This is a genomic window from Pantoea sp. (assembly GCF_039594315.1).
Classification (GTDB): Bacteria; Pseudomonadota; Gammaproteobacteria; order Enterobacterales; family Enterobacteriaceae; genus Pantoea.
Map to the genome: position 1 here is coordinate 126,015 of NZ_JBCNNP010000004.1, position 19,656 is coordinate 145,670.

At 52.4% G+C, this 19,656-nt stretch carries 19 protein-coding genes and 1 tRNA gene; 11 read left to right on the forward strand and 9 right to left on the reverse strand.

Annotation, left to right across the window (positions count from 1 at the left end; genetic code table 11):
• Positions 1-305 precede the first annotated feature (305 nt).
• Together ABDW13_RS05025 and ABDW13_RS05030 are read left to right on the forward strand one after the other, a co-directional pair.
• Positions 306-1,604, forward strand: coding sequence for an NCS2 family permease (locus tag ABDW13_RS05025; RefSeq protein ID WP_343551336.1), 1,299 nt, complete (start codon positions 306-308; stop codon positions 1,602-1,604).
• Between the two features lie 260 nt (positions 1,605-1,864).
• On the forward strand, positions 1,865-2,305 hold the full coding sequence (locus tag ABDW13_RS05030; protein WP_343551337.1) for a hypothetical protein: 441 nt from the start codon (positions 1,865-1,867) through the stop codon (positions 2,303-2,305).
• Between the two features lie 46 nt (positions 2,306-2,351).
• On the opposite strand, the gene ABDW13_RS05035 is transcribed toward ABDW13_RS05030, so the two are convergent.
• The gene (locus tag ABDW13_RS05035; RefSeq protein WP_343551338.1) at positions 2,352-3,800 is read right to left on the reverse strand and encodes an AMP nucleosidase; all 1,449 of its coding nucleotides are present in this window, start codon (positions 3,798-3,800) and stop codon (positions 2,352-2,354) included.
• Between the two features lie 431 nt (positions 3,801-4,231).
• On the opposite strand from ABDW13_RS05035, the gene ABDW13_RS05040 reads away from it, so the two are divergent.
• From ABDW13_RS05040 to ABDW13_RS05070, 7 genes are all read left to right on the forward strand, one after another.
• Entirely contained in the window at positions 4,232-5,347 is a 1,116-nt protein-coding gene (locus tag ABDW13_RS05040) for a branched-chain amino acid ABC transporter substrate-binding protein (RefSeq protein WP_343551339.1), read from the forward strand.
• Between the two features lie 82 nt (positions 5,348-5,429).
• Positions 5,430-6,344: a branched-chain amino acid ABC transporter permease LivH gene (locus ABDW13_RS05045; protein ID WP_343551341.1), complete on the forward strand. Its 915-nt coding sequence runs from the start codon at positions 5,430-5,432 to the stop codon at positions 6,342-6,344.
• Between the two features lie 10 nt (positions 6,345-6,354).
• Entirely contained in the window at positions 6,355-7,635 is a 1,281-nt protein-coding gene (livM, locus tag ABDW13_RS05050; RefSeq protein ID WP_343551342.1) for a high-affinity branched-chain amino acid ABC transporter permease LivM, read from the forward strand.
• Complete coding sequence (locus ABDW13_RS05055; protein WP_343551343.1) at positions 7,628-8,503, forward strand: ATP-binding cassette domain-containing protein; 876 nt, start codon at positions 7,628-7,630, stop codon at positions 8,501-8,503. The genes livM and ABDW13_RS05055 overlap by 8 nt, the downstream gene beginning before the upstream one ends.
• Complete coding sequence (locus ABDW13_RS05060) at positions 8,496-9,245, forward strand: ABC transporter ATP-binding protein (protein WP_343551345.1); 750 nt, start codon at positions 8,496-8,498, stop codon at positions 9,243-9,245. The genes ABDW13_RS05055 and ABDW13_RS05060 overlap by 8 nt, the downstream gene beginning before the upstream one ends.
• Before the next feature lie 120 nt (positions 9,246-9,365).
• Positions 9,366-10,778 (forward strand): EmmdR/YeeO family multidrug/toxin efflux MATE transporter, encoded by a 1,413-nt coding sequence (locus ABDW13_RS05065; protein ID WP_343551346.1) that lies wholly within the window; start codon positions 9,366-9,368, stop codon positions 10,776-10,778.
• Positions 10,779-10,913: 135 nt separating this feature from the next.
• On the forward strand, positions 10,914-11,081 hold the full coding sequence (locus ABDW13_RS05070; RefSeq protein ID WP_343551347.1) for a hypothetical protein: 168 nt from the start codon (positions 10,914-10,916) through the stop codon (positions 11,079-11,081).
• 90 nt (positions 11,082-11,171) lie between these two features.
• On the opposite strand, the gene ABDW13_RS05075 is transcribed toward ABDW13_RS05070, so the two are convergent.
• From ABDW13_RS05075 to ABDW13_RS05100, 6 genes are all read right to left on the reverse strand, one after another.
• Positions 11,172-12,194, reverse strand: a complete 1,023-nt coding sequence (locus ABDW13_RS05075; protein WP_343551348.1) for a HipA domain-containing protein — start codon at positions 12,192-12,194, stop codon at positions 11,172-11,174.
• Complete coding sequence (locus ABDW13_RS05080) at positions 12,191-12,502, reverse strand: HipA N-terminal domain-containing protein (RefSeq protein ID WP_343551349.1); 312 nt, start codon at positions 12,500-12,502, stop codon at positions 12,191-12,193. Before ABDW13_RS05080 ends, ABDW13_RS05075 begins: the two co-directional genes overlap by 4 nt.
• Complete coding sequence (locus tag ABDW13_RS05085; protein WP_343551350.1) at positions 12,487-12,714, reverse strand: hypothetical protein; 228 nt, start codon at positions 12,712-12,714, stop codon at positions 12,487-12,489. The genes ABDW13_RS05080 and ABDW13_RS05085 overlap by 16 nt, the downstream gene beginning before the upstream one ends.
• 280 nt (positions 12,715-12,994) lie before the next feature.
• A tRNA-Asn gene (locus ABDW13_RS05090) sits at positions 12,995-13,070 on the reverse strand.
• A 103-nt stretch (positions 13,071-13,173) separates the two neighbouring features.
• Complete coding sequence (gene mtfA, locus ABDW13_RS05095; RefSeq protein ID WP_343551351.1) at positions 13,174-13,950, reverse strand: DgsA anti-repressor MtfA; 777 nt, start codon at positions 13,948-13,950, stop codon at positions 13,174-13,176.
• A gap of 149 nt (positions 13,951-14,099) precedes the next feature.
• The gene (locus tag ABDW13_RS05100; protein WP_343551352.1) at positions 14,100-14,780 is read right to left on the reverse strand and encodes a hypothetical protein; all 681 of its coding nucleotides are present in this window, start codon (positions 14,778-14,780) and stop codon (positions 14,100-14,102) included.
• 589 nt (positions 14,781-15,369) lie between these two features.
• On the opposite strand from ABDW13_RS05100, the gene ABDW13_RS05105 reads away from it, so the two are divergent.
• Complete coding sequence (locus tag ABDW13_RS05105) at positions 15,370-16,068, forward strand: phosphohydrolase (RefSeq protein ID WP_343551353.1); 699 nt, start codon at positions 15,370-15,372, stop codon at positions 16,066-16,068.
• A gap of 76 nt (positions 16,069-16,144) precedes the next feature.
• On the forward strand, positions 16,145-16,393 hold the full coding sequence (locus ABDW13_RS05110; RefSeq protein WP_343551354.1) for a hypothetical protein: 249 nt from the start codon (positions 16,145-16,147) through the stop codon (positions 16,391-16,393).
• A 42-nt stretch (positions 16,394-16,435) separates the two neighbouring features.
• Here the strand turns inward: ABDW13_RS05110 and ABDW13_RS05115 are convergent, their stop codons facing one another.
• The gene (locus ABDW13_RS05115; RefSeq protein WP_343551355.1) at positions 16,436-18,037 is read right to left on the reverse strand and encodes a methyl-accepting chemotaxis protein; all 1,602 of its coding nucleotides are present in this window, start codon (positions 18,035-18,037) and stop codon (positions 16,436-16,438) included.
• 124 nt (positions 18,038-18,161) lie between these two features.
• A complete protein-coding gene (gene dcm / locus ABDW13_RS05120; protein ID WP_343551356.1) occupies positions 18,162-19,562 on the reverse strand; it encodes a DNA (cytosine-5-)-methyltransferase in 1,401 nt (466 codons plus the stop codon).
• Between the last annotated feature and the right edge of the window lie 94 nt (positions 19,563-19,656).

The following is a 19,656-nucleotide window of genomic DNA, read 5'->3' on the forward strand; positions in this document are numbered from 1 at the left end:
ACCGCCATCGCCAGGCAGAGTGCGAAAGCGTGCAGTGCCGCAATATTTTTCGTTGAGACATGTCTTGCTTAGGAAAACGATTGCGCAGATCTGGTGCGATGCACCATAATCGCGCCTCATTTTGGTTCGGAATTATCCTAACCGTAGCCGCAATTGGAAACGTAAACGATTGCGTACGGTGTGGCATAGCTATTGCTATGAGGACAGGGGAAGGTTCACAGCCTTGCGTCCAATACAACAATAAGCATGTAAACCACATTGGCAAGGAGCGCGTGCATTCGTGCCGACTCCGCTCATGAGAGATGATGATGTTAGAAAAACTCTTCAAACTAAAAGCGCACAACACAACGGTCCGCACTGAAATTATCGCGGGTATCACCACCTTCCTGGCCATGGCCTACATTCTGTTTGTTAACCCGAGCATCCTCGGCGCAACCGGCATGGATAAAGGTGCGGTATTCGTTGCCACCTGTCTGGCGGCGGCGATTGGCTGTGTACTGATGGGCCTGATCGCTAACTATCCGATTGCACTGGCTCCGGGCATGGGCCTCAACGCCTTCTTCACCTACACCGTGGTGCTGCATATGGGTTACACCTGGCAAGTCGCGCTTGGCGCGGTGTTCTTGTCAGCGGTGATCTTCTTTGCGATGTCGCTTTTCAAAATCCGTGAGTGGATTATCAACAGCATTCCGCTGCCGCTGCGTGCCGGTATCGGTGCCGGTATCGGTCTGTTCCTGGCGATCATCGCACTTGAAGGTGCGGGTATTGTGGTGGATAACCCGGCAACATTAGTGGGCTTGGGCGATCTGACCAAACCTGGCCCGCTGCTGGCGCTGCTGGGCTTCTTCATCATCGTGGTGTTGGAAGCACGCCGCGTGACCGGTGCGGTGCTGATCGGCATTCTGATCGTGACATTCATCTCTATGGGCATTGGTTTGACACCGTTTGGTGGCGTGTTCTCGGCACCGCCTTCTATCGCACCGACCTTTATGCAATTGGATATCGCAGGTGCCTTCAATGTGGGCCTAGTCAGCGTGATCTTCGCCTTCCTGTTTGTTGATGTGTTCGATAACACCGGCACCTTGCTGGGTGTGACCAAACGTGCGGGTCTGGCGGACGAAAAGGGCAACGTGCCAAAAATGGGCCGTGCGTTAATCGCTGACAGTGCTGCGGCGTTGTTTGGTTCGCTGCTGGGTACCTCGACCACCACCAGCTATGTGGAATCTGCGGCGGGCGTCAGCGCCGGTGGCCGTACCGGTTTGACCGCGATTGTCGTGGCGATTCTGTTCCTGCTGAGCCTGTTCTTCTCGCCGCTGGCGGGCAGCGTACCGATTTATGCCACCGCGCCTGCGCTGCTGTTTGTTGCTGTGCTGATGACCTCAGGCTTGGCGGATATTGACTGGAAAGACATCACCACCGCTGCGCCAGTTACCGTGACGGCGTTGACCATGCCGCTGACCTACTCAATTGCTAACGGCATCGCCTTCGGTTTCATTACCTGGACCGTGGTGAAATTGCTGAGCGGCCGTACTAAAGAGGTGAATCCGGCGCTGATCATTCTGTCGATTCTGTTTGTGATCAAACTGGGTTGGCTGAGCGCTTAAGTTGTCATTTACGGAAGCCCGCTCGGGCTTCCGTGTCTGTTGTTACATTCTGCCGCTGATTTTCTGCGCGATACCTCGCAATCCCCAACCAAGGTCACTTCTCCTGCATTCTGTACTGGCTTAGGCTCAGCGCATTGTTCACACCTGCTCGCAAAATTTTCACCGCGAATGGCGGGATCGTGGAATGTTAATGCGGCGCAAATCTGTTCCACTAGCTTCAAGGTGGAAAGTTACATCAAACCAGGGAAGAGGATTCGGAGATGGATTATCCCATGAGCAGCGCAACACGCGTGTTTCCACCGCTAATTTTTGGCGTCGGTAACCAAGGAGATCATCACATGGAGCAATTGACCAAACGGGTTGAACAGCTGGAAAAAAACACGCAAAAAATTCAGATGGATGTTGCTGTGCTCACTGCTCGCTCGGAGCATTTTGCTACTAAGGCGGATATTGAATCCGTTAAAAATGAACTGAGAGCGGAACAGGGCGCCATGCGCTTTGAAATTATGGGGGAGCTCGGCCAGCTTGAAAATCGTATAGATGAAAAGTTCGAGCGAATGGAGGAAAAACTCGAAGCGAAGTTCGAAAAAATAGATCTTAAATTCGAGAGGCTAAACGATCGTTTAACCTGGAGCATTATGGTTCCAGCCGTTGCCGCAATTTTAATATGGTTTGTAAAAGATATTGTCTTAAAGATTTAATTGTTGAACAACGCCAGCCACATTAGCGGCTGGCGTTGTTGCACTTTTACCTAAACGGCGGCTCGTTGAAGGTTCTGAGCTTCCTTGAGTGCAGCTTGTCGCCTTCGGCACGCAGCAGTTCTACTGCGCAGATGCCAATCTGCAAGTGCTCAGAAATAGCACCTTCGTAGAAACGATTAGCCTGGCCCGGCAGTTTGATTTCACCGTGCAGCGGTTTATCAGATACGCACAGTAAGGTGCCGTACGGCACGCGGAAGCGATAACCCTGCGCGGCAATGGTGGCGCTCTCCATATCCACCGCCACTGCGCGACTCAGGTTGAAACGCAGCGCGGAAGCCGAGTAGCGCAGCTCCCAGTTGCGGTCATCGGTGGTAACGACGGTGCCGGTGCGCAGGCGCTGTTTAACTTCCTCGCCCGGCATGCCGCTGACTGCTTTGGTGGCGTCATACAGCGCACGCTGAACTTCGGCAATGCTGGGGATAGGGATGTCAGGCGGTAACACGCTATCCAGCACATGATCGTCACGCAAATAAGCGTGTGCCAGCACATAATCGCCGATGGTCTGGCTTTCACGCAGGCCGCCGCAGTGACCAATCATCAACCACGCGTGCGGGCGAATCACTGCTAAATGGTCGCAGATGGTTTTTGCATTGGAAGGGCCAACACCGATATTCACCAGCGTAATGCCGCGACGATTCGGTGATGTCAGATGCCAGGCCGGCATTTGATGTTTCTTCCACGCCAGGTCGGACATCATCGCGGTAGGATCTTGAGTGTCAGCGGTGATCACTACATCGCCCGCACAGGCGAGGCTGTCATAAGGCGTGGTTGGGTCTTGCACTTGCTCAATCGCCCAGCGCACAAATTCATCGACGTAGCGCGTGTAGTTGGTGAACAGCACAAACGGCTGGAAATGCTCGACGGCGGTACCGGTGTAGTGGCGTAAACGTGCCAGTGAGAAATCAGTGCGCAGGGCATCAAAGTGCGACAGTGGGAAAAGCGCATTAGCGTGGAACAGGCCATCGGCAGTTTCATCACCAATTTGCGACAGTTCGGTGGTGGGGAAGTGACGGGCGATGCTGGCGCTCATGGAACGGTCCAGCGACAAGCCATCAATCACATACGGATACGGGATTTCCTGTTGTGACGGGCCGACTTCAATCAACACGTCATACTCTTTCTCCAGCATCTGCAACTGTTCGCTGAGATAGTGACGCAGCAAAGCAGGGCGCGTGATGGTGGAACTGTAGCTGCCAGTATGGGTGAATCGTCCCCAGGCGCGGGTGCGATTTTGTTGCGGGCCTTCACCCAGCCAGGTGATGCGCAGTTCCGGATAAACAAACAGCCCTTGCTGGCGTGCGCTCTCTTCCGGCAATTGCCCGTTGGTGGTGAACTCGCGAATCGCATCACGCAGCGCTTCCACCGCACTGTCGTACAGGCGTTCCAATTCGTCCAGCGCTTGCTGGCTGCTCAATCCGTTCCGTAGCGTATTCATAGGTTCTCCTTTAGGAAACGTGGACCGTTTTCACCAGAGCATAGCGGATAAACCTTTTAGCACGATGAAGAATCTGTGATCGACCGCATTCTGCACCATCACGGTGCTGGTACGCCGCGTAACTGTGGCTATGTTTATGATCAGCAGGGATGTTACATCGCGCGCCTCCCGCTGCGCCGCGATGCTCTGGCAAAAAATCGTCCACATTAACGTTATTGGCGAGTTTATTGCTTAGTTTTCAATCGTGGCCATAGCAATCCGATGTTATTTCGTTTGGAGTGAGTTTATTCACGCCATTGAAAGTGGTCACTATGAATGGCGACCCTACGAAAAAATCCGCTTGGTCGCACTCAGCTCCACCAAAGTTTCAGAAATTGATTTCTCCCAGGCCGTGGTATGGCTCCGTTCCTGACCCGTTGAGGATTGAAAGCATGTCTTTGAAATTCATAAAACACCCAATGAAGGTGGCGATTGCCGGTTGTTTAAGCGTGGCCTTTTACGCTCAGGCCGATATTAAAATTGGTGTGGCCGGTCCCTTCTCTGGGCCCAATGCAACGTACGGCGCGCAATATTGGAAAGGTGCCAGCCAGGCCGCCGATGACATCAATGCCGCTGGTGGCATTAACGGCGAGAAAATTGTTTTGGTGCAGGGCGATGACGCCTGTGAGCCTAAGCAAGCAGTGGCGGTAGCCAACCGCTTGGTCGATCAAGATAAAGTGATGGCGGTGGTCGGCCACTTCTGTTCTTCCTCCACTATGCCCGCCTCCGAAGTCTATGACGAAGCCGGCGTGCTGGCGATTACCCCCGGATCAACCAACCCGCAAATTACCGAACGCGGCATGAAAACTATGTTCCGCATGTGCGGGCGTGATGACCAGCAAGGTGCCATCGCCGCTGATTTCATTATCGACAAGCTCAAAGCGAAAAAAGTCGCGGTAATTCATGACAAAGACACCTACGGTCAAGGCTTGGCGGATGCGACTAAGGCCTCGCTGGAAAAACGTGGTGTGAAGGAAGTGCTGTATGAAGGTTTGTCGCGCGGTGAGAAAGATTTCAACGCGCTGGTAACCAAAATTGGCGCGCTCAATCCCGACGTGGTCTATTTTGGTGGTTGCCATCCGGAAGCCGGTCCACTGGTACGTCAGATGCGTGAACAAGGTGTCAACGCCGCCTTCTTCTCTGGCGACTGCATCGTTACTGAAGATATGGTCACTGCCGCGGGCGGCCCGCAATACACCAAAGGTGTCTACATGACCTTCGGCAACGATCCGCGCACCATTCCGGATGGTAAAGCCGTGATCGAGAAATTCCGTGCCGGTGGTTTTGAGCCAGAAGGCTACACCTTATACGCGTACGCCTCGATTCAAACGCTGGCTGCCGCTTACAAAGCCGCAGGTAAAGACAATGCCAAAGCCAGCGATTGGCTGAAAGCGAACAGCGTCGATACCGTGATGGGTAAAAAGGCGTGGGACAGTAAAGGCGACCTCAAAGTCTCGGATTACGTCGTCTATCAATGGGATGACAAAGGCAAATATCACCAACTGTGATTGGTCACGCGGCCCCGCGCGCTGCGGGGCCATTCGCGATTGAGCGCGAAGTGTGCGCTCCCATTGAGTACGAGACCCCATTATGGACGCCTTCTTCTTACAGCAGCTGATTAACGGCTTAACGCTGGGTGCCGTTTATGGCTTGATAGCCATCGGCTACACCATGGTTTACGGCATCATTGGCATGATCAACTTCGCCCACGGCGAGGTGTATATGATCTCTGCTTATCTGTGCGCGATTGGACTTTCCATCCTGAGTTTCTTCGGTATTCACTCCTTCCCGCTGCTGATTTTTGGCACGCTTATTTTTACCGTCATCGTCACCTCGGCTTATGGCTGGACGATTGAGCGCATCGCTTATCGTCCGCTGCGTAACTCAACACGCCTTGCGCCACTGATTTCGGCGATTGGTATGTCGCTGATTTTGCAAAACTACGTGCAGCTTAGTCAGGGACCGAATCAGCAGGGGATTCCCACGCTGCTGACCGGCGTGCTGCGCATGGAGATTGATGGCGGTGTGGTGCAAATCACCTGGACCAAAATCTTCATTCTGATTGCTGCGTTCTGTGGCATGGCGCTGCTGACGTGGATTATCCAGTTTACCAAATTGGGCCGTATTTGCCGTGCGGTGCAACAGGATCGGCGTATGGCATCAATTCTCGGCATCAACACCGATCGCGTGATTTCGCTGGTGTTTGTGATAGGTGCGGCGATGGCGGGTTTAGCGGGCGTACTGGTAACGATGAATTACGGCACCTTTGATTTCTATGCTGGCTTCATTATCGGCATTAAAGCCTTCACCGCCGCGGTGCTGGGCGGTATCGGTTCACTGCCAGGCGCGATGTTAGGTGGTTTGCTGCTGGGCGTGGCTGAAGCGCAGTTTGCCGGCATGGTGAACTCGGATTACAAAGATGTATTTTCGTTCTCGCTGCTGGTGGTGATTTTGATTTTCCGCCCGCAGGGACTGTTAGGACGACCGCTGGTCGCTAAAGTGTGAGGAAGCATTGATGAATGCAATGACGCAAAGCCCGTTGCGCCAGACACTGCTCGACACGCTGTTGGCGGGATTGGTGGCACTGGTGGTATTTGGCCCGATTGTCGGCATCGTGCTCGACGGTTACAGCTTCAAATTGTCACCACAGCGCGTGGCGCTGTTGGTGGCGGTGGTGATGGTCGGGCGCTTACTGTTTAGTTTGTTTCTGCATACAGCGTTTGGCCAAAATGTGATGCGCCGCTTTTCCGGCAAAGATGACGGCGTGTATGTGCGCGACCCAGGTTATCGCTCTCGTTTACGCTGGATATTGCCGCTGCTGTTGATCGTGGCGATGGCATTCCCGTTTCTCTCCAGTAAATATCTGCTGACGGTGGCGATTCTCGGCTTGATTTACGTGTTGCTGGGGCTGGGATTGAACATCGTTGTCGGTCTGGCTGGTTTACTTGATCTTGGCTACGTCGCTTTCTACGCCATCGGCGCGTATGGTTTGGCGCTCGGCTATCAATATCTCGGCTTAGGATTCTGGAGCATGCTGCCGCTGGCGGCGTTGATGGCAGCATTCGCCGGAGCGCTATTGGGTTTTCCGGTGCTGCGCATGCACGGCGATTATCTGGCGATTGTTACGCTCGGTTTCGGCGAAATTATCCGTTTGGTGCTGACTAACTGGCTGTCGTTTACTGGCGGTCCAAACGGCGTTTCGGTGCCATCGCCGACCTTTTTTGGTTTGGAATTCGCCCGCCGCGCGCGCGATGGCGGCGTGCCGTATCACGAGTTTCTGCATGTCACCTACAACCCTAATATGAAGTTTATCTTCATCTACGTGGTGCTGGTATTCGTGGTGTTGCTGGTGCTGTGGATCAAACATCGGTTGACGCGCATGCCGATTGGTCGCGCATGGGAAGCGCTGCGCGAAGATGAAATTGCCTGCCGCGCGATGGGATTGAATCACGTATTGGTCAAGCTGTCCGCCTTTATGCTGGGCGCGTCCACCGCCGGTATTGCTGGGGTGTTTTTCGCCAGCTATCAGGGCTTCGTCAATCCCACTTCCTTCACCTTTTTTGAGTCGGCGCTGATTCTCGCCATTGTGGTGCTGGGAGGCATGGGCTCGACGCTGGGTGTGGTGCTGGCGGCTTTTGTATTAACCGTTGCACCCGAATTGCTGCGTAGCTTCGCCGAGTATCGCGTGTTGCTGTTTGGCATGTTGATGGTGTTGATGATGATTTGGCGACCACGTGGGTTGGTGCGTACCGCGCGCGTCGGCGTGCCGCTGCGTAAAGGAGTGCGCCATGAGTGATGCGATTCTGCAAGTCGATAATCTGATGATGCGTTTTGGTGGCATTAAGGCGCTCAATGACGTCAGTCTACAAGTTGAGCGTGGTTCGGTGACTTCGCTGATCGGGCCAAACGGCGCGGGAAAAACCACGGTGTTCAACTGTTTAACCGGTTTCTATCGTGCCACGGGCGGCCGCATCATGCTCAATGCCAATCAACGCAGCACCGATGTGATTCAGGTATTAGGACAAAAAATCCATGCCAGTGATTGGATCAATCCATCGCGGCTCGGCTCACGCGTCTGGTACAAAATGTTCGGCGGCGCGCATTTGGTAAACCGTGCCGGGTTGGCACGCACCTTCCAAAATATTCGCCTATTCCGTGAAATGTCGGTGATTGAAAACCTGCTGGTGGCGCAGCATATGCAGGTTAATCGCCACTTGCTGGCAGGCGTACTTAATACGCGTGGCTATCGCGAGGCGGAAAATCGCGCATTGGATCGCGCTTTCTATTGGCTGGAAAACGTCGATTTAGTGTCGAGTGCCAATCGTCTGGCGGGCACGCTCTCCTACGGCCAGCAGCGGCGACTGGAGATTGCACGCGCCATGTGCACGCGGCCGGAATTGATATGCCTTGATGAACCGGCAGCAGGGCTCAATCCGGTGGAAACCGAAGCGCTTAGTCAAATTTTGCATCGTCTGCGCGCCGATCACCGCATTAGCGTGTTGTTGATTGAACACGATATGCCGATGGTGATGCGTATTTCTGACCATATTGTGGTGCTCGATCACGGCGATGTAATTGCACAAGGTACGCCGCAGCAAATTCGCCACGATGCCAAAGTGATTGCCGCTTATCTCGGTGCGGAAGAGGAGAGCGACCATGGCTGAACCGATGTTAGCGTTTGAACAGGTCGATGTGTTTTACGGTCCCTTGCAGGCGCTGAAACAGGTGTCGTTGACGGTCAATCAAGGTGAAACCGTGGCATTGATTGGCGCCAACGGCGCAGGTAAATCCACCTTATTGATGTCGATTTTTGGCCAGCCCCGCATTGCCAGCGGCGAGATTCGCTTGCGTGGAGAAGCCATCAGTCAACGCTCAACGCATTTCATCGCCGCCAGTGGCATCGCGCAGGCACCAGAAGGGCGGCGTATTTTTCCCGACATGACGGTGGAAGAGAATCTGCTGATGGGCACCATTGCGATTGGTGAGCGCTACGTGAAACAGGATAAGGAACGTATGTATCAGCTATTTCCGCGTCTGCTGGAGCGGCGCAAACAACGTGCGATGACGCTTTCGGGTGGTGAGCAACAAATGCTGGCAATTGCGCGCGCGCTGATGAGTCGGCCTAAATTGCTGCTGCTCGACGAACCCAGCCTTGGCCTTGCGCCGATTGTGGTGAAACAGATTTTTGCCATCCTGCGCGAGTTAACTCAACAAGGCATGACGCTGTTTCTGGTCGAGCAAAATGCTCGTCATGCGTTGCAATTGGCGGATCGTGGTTATGTGATGGTGAACGGCGAGATTCGGCTCAGCGGCAGCGGCGCTGAATTGCTAAATAATGATGACGTGCGTAGCGCCTATCTGGGCGGCGCAGCGGATCCTGCGGTGGTGGCGACAAAAAGTTTGTAATAATGATTAAATGGTGATGGGAAACACTTTGCATATTTGTCAGTGGCCTATCATCATTATTACTCTTCTTCCTCTCCAAAGTGATTTGGTACTCCCTTGCAAAATCCTGGCGTAGCAGTGATGCGGGCGGTGAGAAATACGGCGTGGTATCCCAAACGTCGTTCTTATCGCACGCTGTTCTGGCGTGAAATCACCCCGTTAGCCGTGCCGATCTTCATCGAAAACTTATGTGTGATGTTGATGGGCGTCCTCAGTACGTTTTTGGTCAGTTGGCTGGGTAAAGAAGCGATGGCGGGCGTGGGCCTCGCCGACAGCTTCAATATGGTGATTATCTCCTTCTTCGCCGCCATCGATCTCGGTACCACCGTGGTGGTAGCGTTTAGCCTTGCCAAACGCAACGGCAAACGTGCGCGCGCAGCAACGCGGCAGTCGTTGGGATTGATGACCGCGCTGGCCTTCCTGCTGGTGATCGCCATTGAGTTTTGGGGACACCTAATCATTGATGTGATTGCGGGCAGCGCCGACCCCAAGGTGAAAGAACTGGCGTTGAGCTATCTGCAAACCTCGGCGTGGAGCTATCCGGCTGCGGCGATTGCGCTGATTGGCAGCGGCGCGCTGCGTGGTGCGGGCAATACTAAAATTCCGATGCTGATCAACGGCGGCATGAACATCCTCAACATCGTGATCAGTAGCGTGCTGATTTACGGCTGCATGGGTTGGGAAGGATTGGGTTTTGTCGGTGCCGGATTGGGGCTGACCATTTCGCGTTATATCGGTGCTGCGGCGGCGATTTACGTGCTGTACCGCGGCATTACGCCCGCGCTGAAAATCTCCATTGCCAGCTATTTTCGTCGCTGGGATCGCAATATCTTGATGGAAGTGTTGGGCATTGGCGTGCCTGCCAGTATCGAATCGGTGCTGTTCAACGGCGGTAAATTGCTAACACAGATTTTTGTCGCGGGCATGGGCACCAACGAAATCGCCGGTAACTTTATCGCCTTCTCGATTGCCACGTTGATCAACTTGCCAGGTAACGCTTTGGGGTCGGCTTCGACCATCATTACTGGCCGCAGGTTGGGGCTTAATCAGGTGATGCAGGCTGAACGGCAAATCAAACATGTTTTCTGGCTGGCGATGATAGGTTTGTGCTCGCTGGCGTTGCTCACCGTTCCGCTCGCCGGAACGCTGGCGCAGTTTTACAGCCGCGATCCCGAAGTGATTTCGGTAACCAAACATTTAATTTGGCTCAATGCCGCCTTTATGCCGATTTGGACGGCTTCCTGGGTGCTGCCAGCCAGCCTGAAAGGCGCACGCGATGCGCGTTTCACCATGTATGTTTCGATGTTCAGCATGTGGGGCGCGCGCGTGGTGGCGGGCTATTTCCTCGGTATCGTGCTTGGTATGGGCGTGATTGGCGTGTGGCTTGGCATGTTCCTTGACTGGACGGTGCGCGGCGTGTGCTTCTGGTGGCGTTTGACCAGCGGCAAATGGCTGAACAATTATCGCAAGATGATGGCGAAGACTAAGGGATAGTTCGAGCCGGGTCGCCATTCATGGCGACCTGCTTTTATATGCATTCTTTGGAAAAGAAACGAACAACTAATCGTTTTGGTTATATCTCGACATGCGTTTTACTGTCAGCGTCAATCATTTGTGGAGACGCTAACGATGAAAACACGTTTGCAAAATTGGTTTAACCAACTGATTAACGGCGATACCAGAGCAATAGAAGCGGGAGAATTCGATCTTGGCAATCATATCGATCTGCTGATCCCGATTAGCCAACTCTACGGCGTAGAGTTCCACCCTTCGGTGTATCGCTATTATGAGAGATGAACTCCAGCATCATGCAATGCGTTACAGTTACTGGAATGAACTGTGCGTCAATGAATAAAAACCCGCTGCTGACCAGCGGGTTTTTTATGTTTAGAGGTCAGTCACGGCGAGCAACGTGATACGCCGGGCAACGTATTCAAGGACGGCATGGCGCTGGACTTCAGGCATATGGCTTTCAGTGTAAGTTTCAATAATCAACGGATGGCTGTTAACCACGTCGGCGAGCCATTTGCGTGCTAATGCCGGATTGATATCCATCCCTTGCGCCAGCAGGATAAAATCTGCGCCAACATATTCGCCGTATCCTGAATCGATACCCGGTGCGTTCTCCGCATCATTTTCTTCACGTTCCAGCAGCGGCAAGGCGAGATATTCGCCGAACGCGGCAGGATAGGGCACCACGCTAATAAAATCGTAAACCGGTGCCAGATGTGCGGGCTCCGTTTCCGGCAGGATGATGCCGATATTGCGCAGGTGGAAATCATTATTGCCCAGCACGTAGGCATAGACGATGCGTAAAAACAGGTCGCGCTTGCTGTGCAAACTCCGGCTTACCGCATTATTGAGAAATTTAGCCGCTTTCTCGTAGCTGATGGCTTTCTTATTATCAATTTTGCCATATTTATCATCGAGTCCCATCGCGCCATCTAATTGTTCCTGATGTAATCTCGCCTGATCTGCACCTAAGCGATCATACCTCTTAATCACAAATGCCAACTCTTCTGGCTGATTATCTTCATGTTTAAAGGGGATGAGGCCAAAAGGCGGTACGTTGAATCGCAACCGCTGCATCACACACATGGTGGCGTGTTCGTTTTCCGCCAAATGTGGGTACTCTTCTGGTGAAGGTTTGAGGATATAGCTGCCATCATTGCTAACAACCTGCAACTCGCCATTTTCCAATCGAAGGGAGAGCTTGGGCTGATAGCCGGAAATACTCATCCCTTTCTGACGTTCCGGCAGTTCCTGAATAAACTGGCTGCGGGTGAAAGGCAGGCGCAGAGCAACGTTTATGCTGCCAAACAGGTGTTTGATGCCTTTGATTGAATAATGCGTTTCAAGCTCGGTGTCTTTTAAGGTATTTAAATTTATCAAACAGCGTTGTGGATTCAATCTGTTATCTCCTTGAGTACCACTGCACCGAGCAAGTCGTTACCATTTTGCATCAGCAAACCAAACAAGTCTTGGTCGTCGATTTTTTGAATTTCAGAATAGCGTTTGCGTAACCAACCTTCGGGAGCCAATCCCTTAAAGAAAGGATGAAGTTCTTCACTCAAATAAGGTTCAGATCTTACTGGCATACTCAGCGAGATTGCCCGGCCGCGATAACCCGGCAAATAGCAAAATGCAAAACCGGCCGCTTCCTCAGTCAATCTGCCGACAGGTTTGCCATACAACCACACGTCTATTTGCCGAGCCATACTTTTATTCCCAGTTCCGTCAGCAATTCATGCAAATTAATCGCCTTCGCGGAGGAGGGATTGGCAATCATGCGCTTAAACGTGGAGATTGAGACACCGATCTGGAACGCCATCTCTTCATAGGTGATGTTCTGTCGCTTCAGTTCGCTGGTCAGCAGTTCCGGCAACGATGTAAAGTCAAAAGCCTTAAATTTGATTTCATCAGGGTTCATTTTTGACACTTTTCACCTTAAATACCGCAATATGGAATGACTATAGTACGAAAAGGTTCATTTTTGAACCTTTGTCCTATCTTCATGTGAAAATGTAGGGCGAAATACGAGGTTAAAAGTGAAAAGTGTCATTTTTGATACTTTTGTCTTTTATCGCAGTGGGTTTAGCATCTAATTGCACTGAAATGGGATAAAAGGTTCAAAAATGAACTTTTAATGAGTTGGCGAAATCAGAAAAGCAAAAAGCCCGCTTAGTTTCCTAAGCGGGCTTCTCTAAATATGGCTCCTCTGACTGGACTCGAACCAGTGACATACGGATTAACAGTCCGCCGTTCTACCGACTGAACTACAGAGGAATCGTGTGAACGAGGCGAATATTAATGGCGCCTCCGTCGGGTGTCAACAGCTTAAAACACATTTATATTCAATTGGCTAGCAATAGTACAAAGCGATCGCGATTTAAGCAGGTTCCGATGTCAATAACATCAATCGTGCCAGCGGATCCTGGCGATAGAACTGCTGTAAATGGCGATACATCACCGGAAAACGATTGGCTAATAAGTCCGGCGCGCTAAAGAAATACTCGGAAAGCACGGCAAAACATTCTGCGGCATCGCTGGCGGCGTAAGGATCGATGGTGGCAGCTTGTTCGCCGACCAACTCCACTTCCGCTTCTATCTCTGCCATCGCCTGCTGTAAATCCTTTTCCCAATCGGCAACATCGCGCAGCGGCATCACCGGAATGCCGCTGGTGTAACCGCTGCCGCGCGCATCCAGTTTATGCGCCACTTCATGGATCACCAGATTAAAGCCCGAAAGGTCGAACGAGTCCTGAATATCCAGCGCGTTCAGCACCACTGGGCCTTGCGTCCAGCTTTGTCCCGCATGCACGGCGGGCGCGTGATGCACTAAGCCGTTGTCATCTTCCCAACGATCATCGACGTTAAAAGGTTCGGGATAAATCAATACTTCGTGAAAGCCGTCGAGCCATTCAAAGCCTAGCTTGAGTACTGGCAAGCAAAACAGCAAAGCCATACGCGCCAGCAGCAGATCATCCAGTTGCAGATTCTGTAACGGGGTGATTTTTTTCTGTTGCAGGAAACGCTGTGCTAACGCGACAAGCGCGTTTTGTTCTGATGGATCGAGCAGGGAAAAGATTGGCTGCGCTAACGCTGATTGCCACGGAAGCGCGGTAACTGAAGTTTCTATTTGCGCATGCCACGGCCATTTGAACATCGCATCACTCACTCTTCAGGGGCGGACTCAAAGCCGATTATTAAATCAGCTGCAACACGATTTGTCTGTGATTGGAGTGGCAAACCAGACGGAAGGCATAAAAAAGGTCGTCACAAATGACGACCTGATGAATGTTGGTATAAAGGAATTTAACCTTCGCGCACCACACGCTCAAAGGCGATAACCCACACCCACGGATTCACTTCCCAACTGGTGGCGCCGTACTGCTTCTGCCACGCTTTGCGATAGGCTTCTTTCGGCGATTCCGCATTCATGTTCATCGTGAAGAAGTTGTTCAGGAAGTGCGTATCGGTCTGCACGCCTTCGGCCATGATGTCATCTTCGCTGATGTCCTGAATCTTCTCCGCGCGTACCGAGGTGATTTGCAAATCAATGCGACTGGCCCAGCGCGGCATATGAATGGCAGTTTGCCAGCCAAATTGCTCGGCGTGTTGGACGTCTTCGTCTAATTGGCCGAGTTCATTGCTGTCGGCACGATACTGACAAAACGACGATTTGCGGAAAGGCAGCGGATCGCGCTCATATTCAGCGAGTAACGCTTCCGGCACAATCGGACCACGCCAGGTTTCCCGCACCCACAAACTGTCACCGGCCTGACCAAACGGGCAGTGAGAGCTGACATCGGCCATCGACATCAATTTATAACCGTGCAGATGGTTGGCGCTGACATCAAACGCATGCACGCCTTCGTGATGATCTTGCCCCGGGCCAAACGCCTGGGTTTTCATTATGCGTCGGGTCTGCGTTTGCTGGCCAACCAACAGGGCGCGCACCCGCTGTTCAGAAAAAAGAATCGGCCGTTCTTTCATTGCATACCTCATGTAGTGTCACAAACCCGGAAACTGTCGAAAACATCCGCATTGGCAGAAGTGAGAGTTAGCTTAGTGGGTTTGAATCAGTTTGCTTAATAATTTGTCGCCTCATAATCAGGCTATTTCTGCGATTTTAGCTTTTAAAAATGGCTCATAAGCAAAATGTGTGCTGTCACCGGCCTCGCAAAGGGTTCGAAGTCAGAATTTTCCCAGATACAGTACGTTATAAAGGCCAGAATGGGAACCGTTTCAGATTATACCCTGTTGAACTCTCCTTAATAAACCGCATAAATCAGCACATATAACTGGAATATTCTTCCAGCGCGAAATTTGTTTGTGGTCAAAATACATTACCTGTGTTTAACAGAGTTATTTAACTAAAACGGCAGTAAGGAAATACCTAAATCGTATTAGGTGCTGTGCAACGGCCGTTAACAGCGCTATAACAAGATCGTGATCGCATTTTTACGCTTTGCACATCCGGGAGGGATGTAAAAAAAGTGTCATTACCCAACCGCTATGATGTCCACAGGAGCAGCACCCTGCATGAGCGGTGCTTTATAACAGCAATAAAAGGAGAAGCACGATGTCTCTCACTCACTGGCAACAACGCTACGAGAACTGGCTGCAGCTGAACTGGCTGCACGACGACAAAGCCCACGATATCGCGCACCTGCGCCGCGTTTGGATGAGTGCAAAACGCATCATGCAACACAGCGACGCTGATCCGATGGTGGTGTTAACCGCCTGTTATTTCCACGATGTGGTTAACCTGCCGAAAAACCATCCAGAACGTCATTTGGCTTCAACCTACGCAGCGGAAGAAACCCGCCGTATCTTGCAGCAAGATTTCCCCGATTTTCCGCTGGAGTTGCTGGATGCCGTAGCACACGCGGTGCAAGCACACAGTTTCAGTGCCGGTATCGCGCCGCATACGCTGGAAGCGAAAATCGTGCAGGACGCCGATCGTCTCGAGTCTTTAGGAGCTATCGGCCTGGCACGCGTTTTCTACACTGCGGGCGCATTGGGTCGACCGCTGTTTGATAGTGAAGATCCGCTGGGAAAAGAGCGTGAATTAGACGATGTAAAGTGGACGCTGGATCACTTCCAGAAGAAATTATTGCGTCTGCCACAAACCATGCAAACCGAAGCAGGGCGCCTGCTGGCAGAGCATAACGCCGACTTTTTGGTCAACTACATGGGCAAGCTTTGCGCGGAATTGCAAGGCAACCTGACATCAATTGATGAATCGGTGTTAAGGGATTTCAGCCCTATACACTCTTAATATTAAATTTTTATGACAGTCTGTTAACTTTCATCTTCTTCCGCTACGTTGTTGTAAATTAAAAGGGAGTATGAAGATGACCGAGACCGTAAACTTAACCATTAAGATTGACCCGGCACTGAAAGAGCACATCAAACAGTTAGCTGCAGATAATCAAATCTCCATGAGTCAGGAGATCGTTAATCGTTTACAGGCCAGTTTGGATGCGGGTGAGCAGCCAACCGTGGATAGCCTGCATACTGAAGAAGCGGTAACAGAACAACTCTCCGCGACAGAACTGAAGCAGATCCGTGCGCTGCTGAAGAAAGGCAAGAAGAAGAAATAAACAAAAAACCCGCCGATTGGCGGGTTTTTTTATTGCGGTTAGTTAAGCGTTACTGACACGGAACTGCTGCGCGCGCTGCGCCAGTCGATCCGACAGTTCACGTAACTGGGTTGCCGAATGCACTTGATGGGCGTTAAGCGCTTCGTTTTGTTGCAGCTGTCCACTCATCTCGACCACTTCCAGCGCAATCTTTTTCACGCGATGACTTTGCGCCGCGCTGTTTTGTTGCAGTTCACTCAACTGCGTTACTACGCCGGAAACCGCGCCGCTGATTTGTGCGAACAACACTTCCAATGCCTGTACTTTCTCAAAGCCATCATTGACGTGCTGCTGCGTATGCTGAATCAGGCCATCAATCTGGCGCGTTGATTCACCACTTTTTTGCGACAGTAACCCCATCTCTTTGGCTACCACCGAGAAGCTGCGGCCATACGCGCCAGCGTGGGCGGATTCGATTGCCGCGTTCAATGACAGTAAACGGGTTTGCATCGAAAGATTATCCAGCATGCCAACGATGCCGGAGATATCACCCGCCGCGTTAACGATCTGCTGCATCTGGTTTTCCATGTTATCGACTTCCACCGCGCAGTTACGCATCAACACGTCAGCCGATTGCGCTTCTTGTGTAGCTTGCTGCGAGAACTGCGCGCCGATTTCAACCTCTTCCGACACGCGATCCAGACGCTGCGACAGATGATGGAAACTGGCATTTTGTGCCTGATGCTGCTGCATCACTTTTTCATTGTTCTGCTGCATCTCTTCAGCACCGGCCGCCACGCTGACGGCCACCGTATTGATGTCGCTGACAATCTGCTGCAAGCCGCTGCGCATGGTATCAATGGATGTGAATAACTGGCGCGTTTCCAGCGACTGGCGGCGCGGCGTATCGTGAGTCGGCACCAGATCGCCGGTGGCGATGTGTTCGAGCTGCGCATTGGCACGACGCAGCGGCAGCAACACGCCGCGCATCAGCAAGCTGGAAGCCAGCGCCAGCAGCGCCATCAACACCGCGCAGACGATCATCGACATATTGCGGCTCTGCTTTAAGGTGCTGAGCGTGTTGTGATTGACGTCGCTAAGTTGATGGTTGGCCTGCTCGATTTCGCTGAACCACGCATCGTTAAATTGCTGCTGAAACGCCTGCATCGGCACCATGAAAAAGGCATTGATATCGTTGGCGGCTAAGCCTTTCAGCTGCTCCTGCAAACCTTCGGCCAGCATGGCAAAACCTTGCGCCAGCGGGCTGTCTTTATTGGCATGATAAGCGGCGAATTGTTGCTGCGCTTGCTTCAGCGAATCATCTGCTGCTGCCGCCAGACTTTTCCAGCTATCTACCGAGCCACTCTGCTGATCCTGCATCAAATAGATGCCGGCGCGGTGGCTATTGTCGCTGGCGGTCAGCAACTCAATGCGCGCTTTATCCAGCAGTGCCAAACGTTCCCGCAGTTGATTCGCCTGTTGCAATGAGGTTTGCGTCTGATTGACGTGATTATTCAGCAACAGCACGCCGGCAAACTGCAAGGCGCAAAACAGCACGATAAACAGCAGGAATTGGCTACGTAAACTGGTGAGCCACAGCGGGACGCGGAATGAGAACCGCGCGCGCAGCCGCAACGGTAGGGAGATAACGGAAAGGAGTGACATCGAACGCCTCCAAAAAATAAAAGGCGAGTATTGGCAGCGCGCGTGACAGCTTTGTGACAGCGATTGAGATTATTCCGAAAACAGCACAAAGCGCGGCAATAAATAAAATTGTGCAGGGTAAAAGCTAGGTGTTTTGTGCTGAATGCTGCTCAATCAGCGGCAACAACAATTGCGCCACCGCAGCAAATACCGGCACCACCACCGAATTGCCAAACTGCTTATAGGCTTGGGTATCCGATACTGGAATACGCAACTGCGCTTCGCCTGGCGCTTCAAAACCCATCAGTCGCGCGCATTCACGCGGGGTTAAACGCCGTGGACGACGTGCCATATTTTCTGCTTGCTGGAAATCCACTTCGCCTTGCGCGTGATCCCAGCCGCGATCGATCAGGATTTCCGATCCATCTTTGTAATAGCGCGCCGACAAGGTGCGCACGCAAACATTCAGGTTACGCGCATCGTTAAGGCCGAAACCAAAGCCGTTGCCTTTGGCTTTGTGCTTTTTGGCGTATTGATAGAGATAATTCCACAACGTGGGCGACAAGGTGTATTTGGCTTCAGGCGCAGTTTCCAGCAGGCTGTGCAATGACGGCACTTTCTTTGGATAGAGCGCGGGCAGGGCGCGCAGCGTAAAGCCGTTGCTGAGCCCGCTATCGCGACGAATGCCCACCAATACAATGCGTTCACGATGCTGCGGCAAGAAGTGGCGCGCATCGATGATCTTCGCGTCCGGTAAACCGCTTTCATCGGCGTCGGCGACGTCATAACCAAGCTCATCCAGCGTTGACATGATGATGGCAAAGGTGCGGCCTTTATCGTGGCTTTTGAGGTTTTTTACGTTTTCCAGCACAAAGAACGGCGGCTTTTTGGCGGCGAGAATGCGCGCCACATCGAAGAATAAGGTGCCTTGTGCTTCACACTCAAAACCGTGCGCGCGTCCTAACGCATTCTTCTTGCTCACGCCCGCCAGTGAAAACGGCTGACAAGGAAAACCGGCCAGCAACACCTGATGATCGGGAATGGTACGGTCAATGTGCTGATAAATCGCCTGTTCATCACTCAGCCCAGCCGGTTGCGTCACTAGGCGGATATCACTGTTGAATTGATGCTGCTGCGGATCGCTGTACAAATTGGCTTTGTAAGTGCGTACCGCTTCCTTATTCCATTCGCTGGTAAATACGCATTGGCCGCCGATCTGTTCAAAGCCACGGCGAATGCCGCCAATGCCAGCAAACAAGTCGATGAAACGGAATTTGGCATCGTCATAATGTGCCGGGCGCGTGGGCAGCAACGCTTGCAAGCAGGCCACTTCCGCGCTGGAAAGCGCTGGTGCAATGCTTTTGCCGGTGCGAATGCGGTTCAAACGCGGCACGCTCCAGTCACGACCGCCGGCTTCGCTTAAGCGTTCCACCACATCGCGGGCCGCATAGATATCCAGCACCTGCAATAACAGCGCAGAGGCATCATCATGATGAGCAGCAGAAGAGGCGGGTGAAACAGGCGCGGCGGGATCAATAGCAAGCATGCGTTTTTCCTTAACAGAGAGGCGGCTATGCTAACACTCATCACGCAACGAGGAAATTGGCGTGGCGTGTGCTTTCGCTTTTAGCCTAAACCGC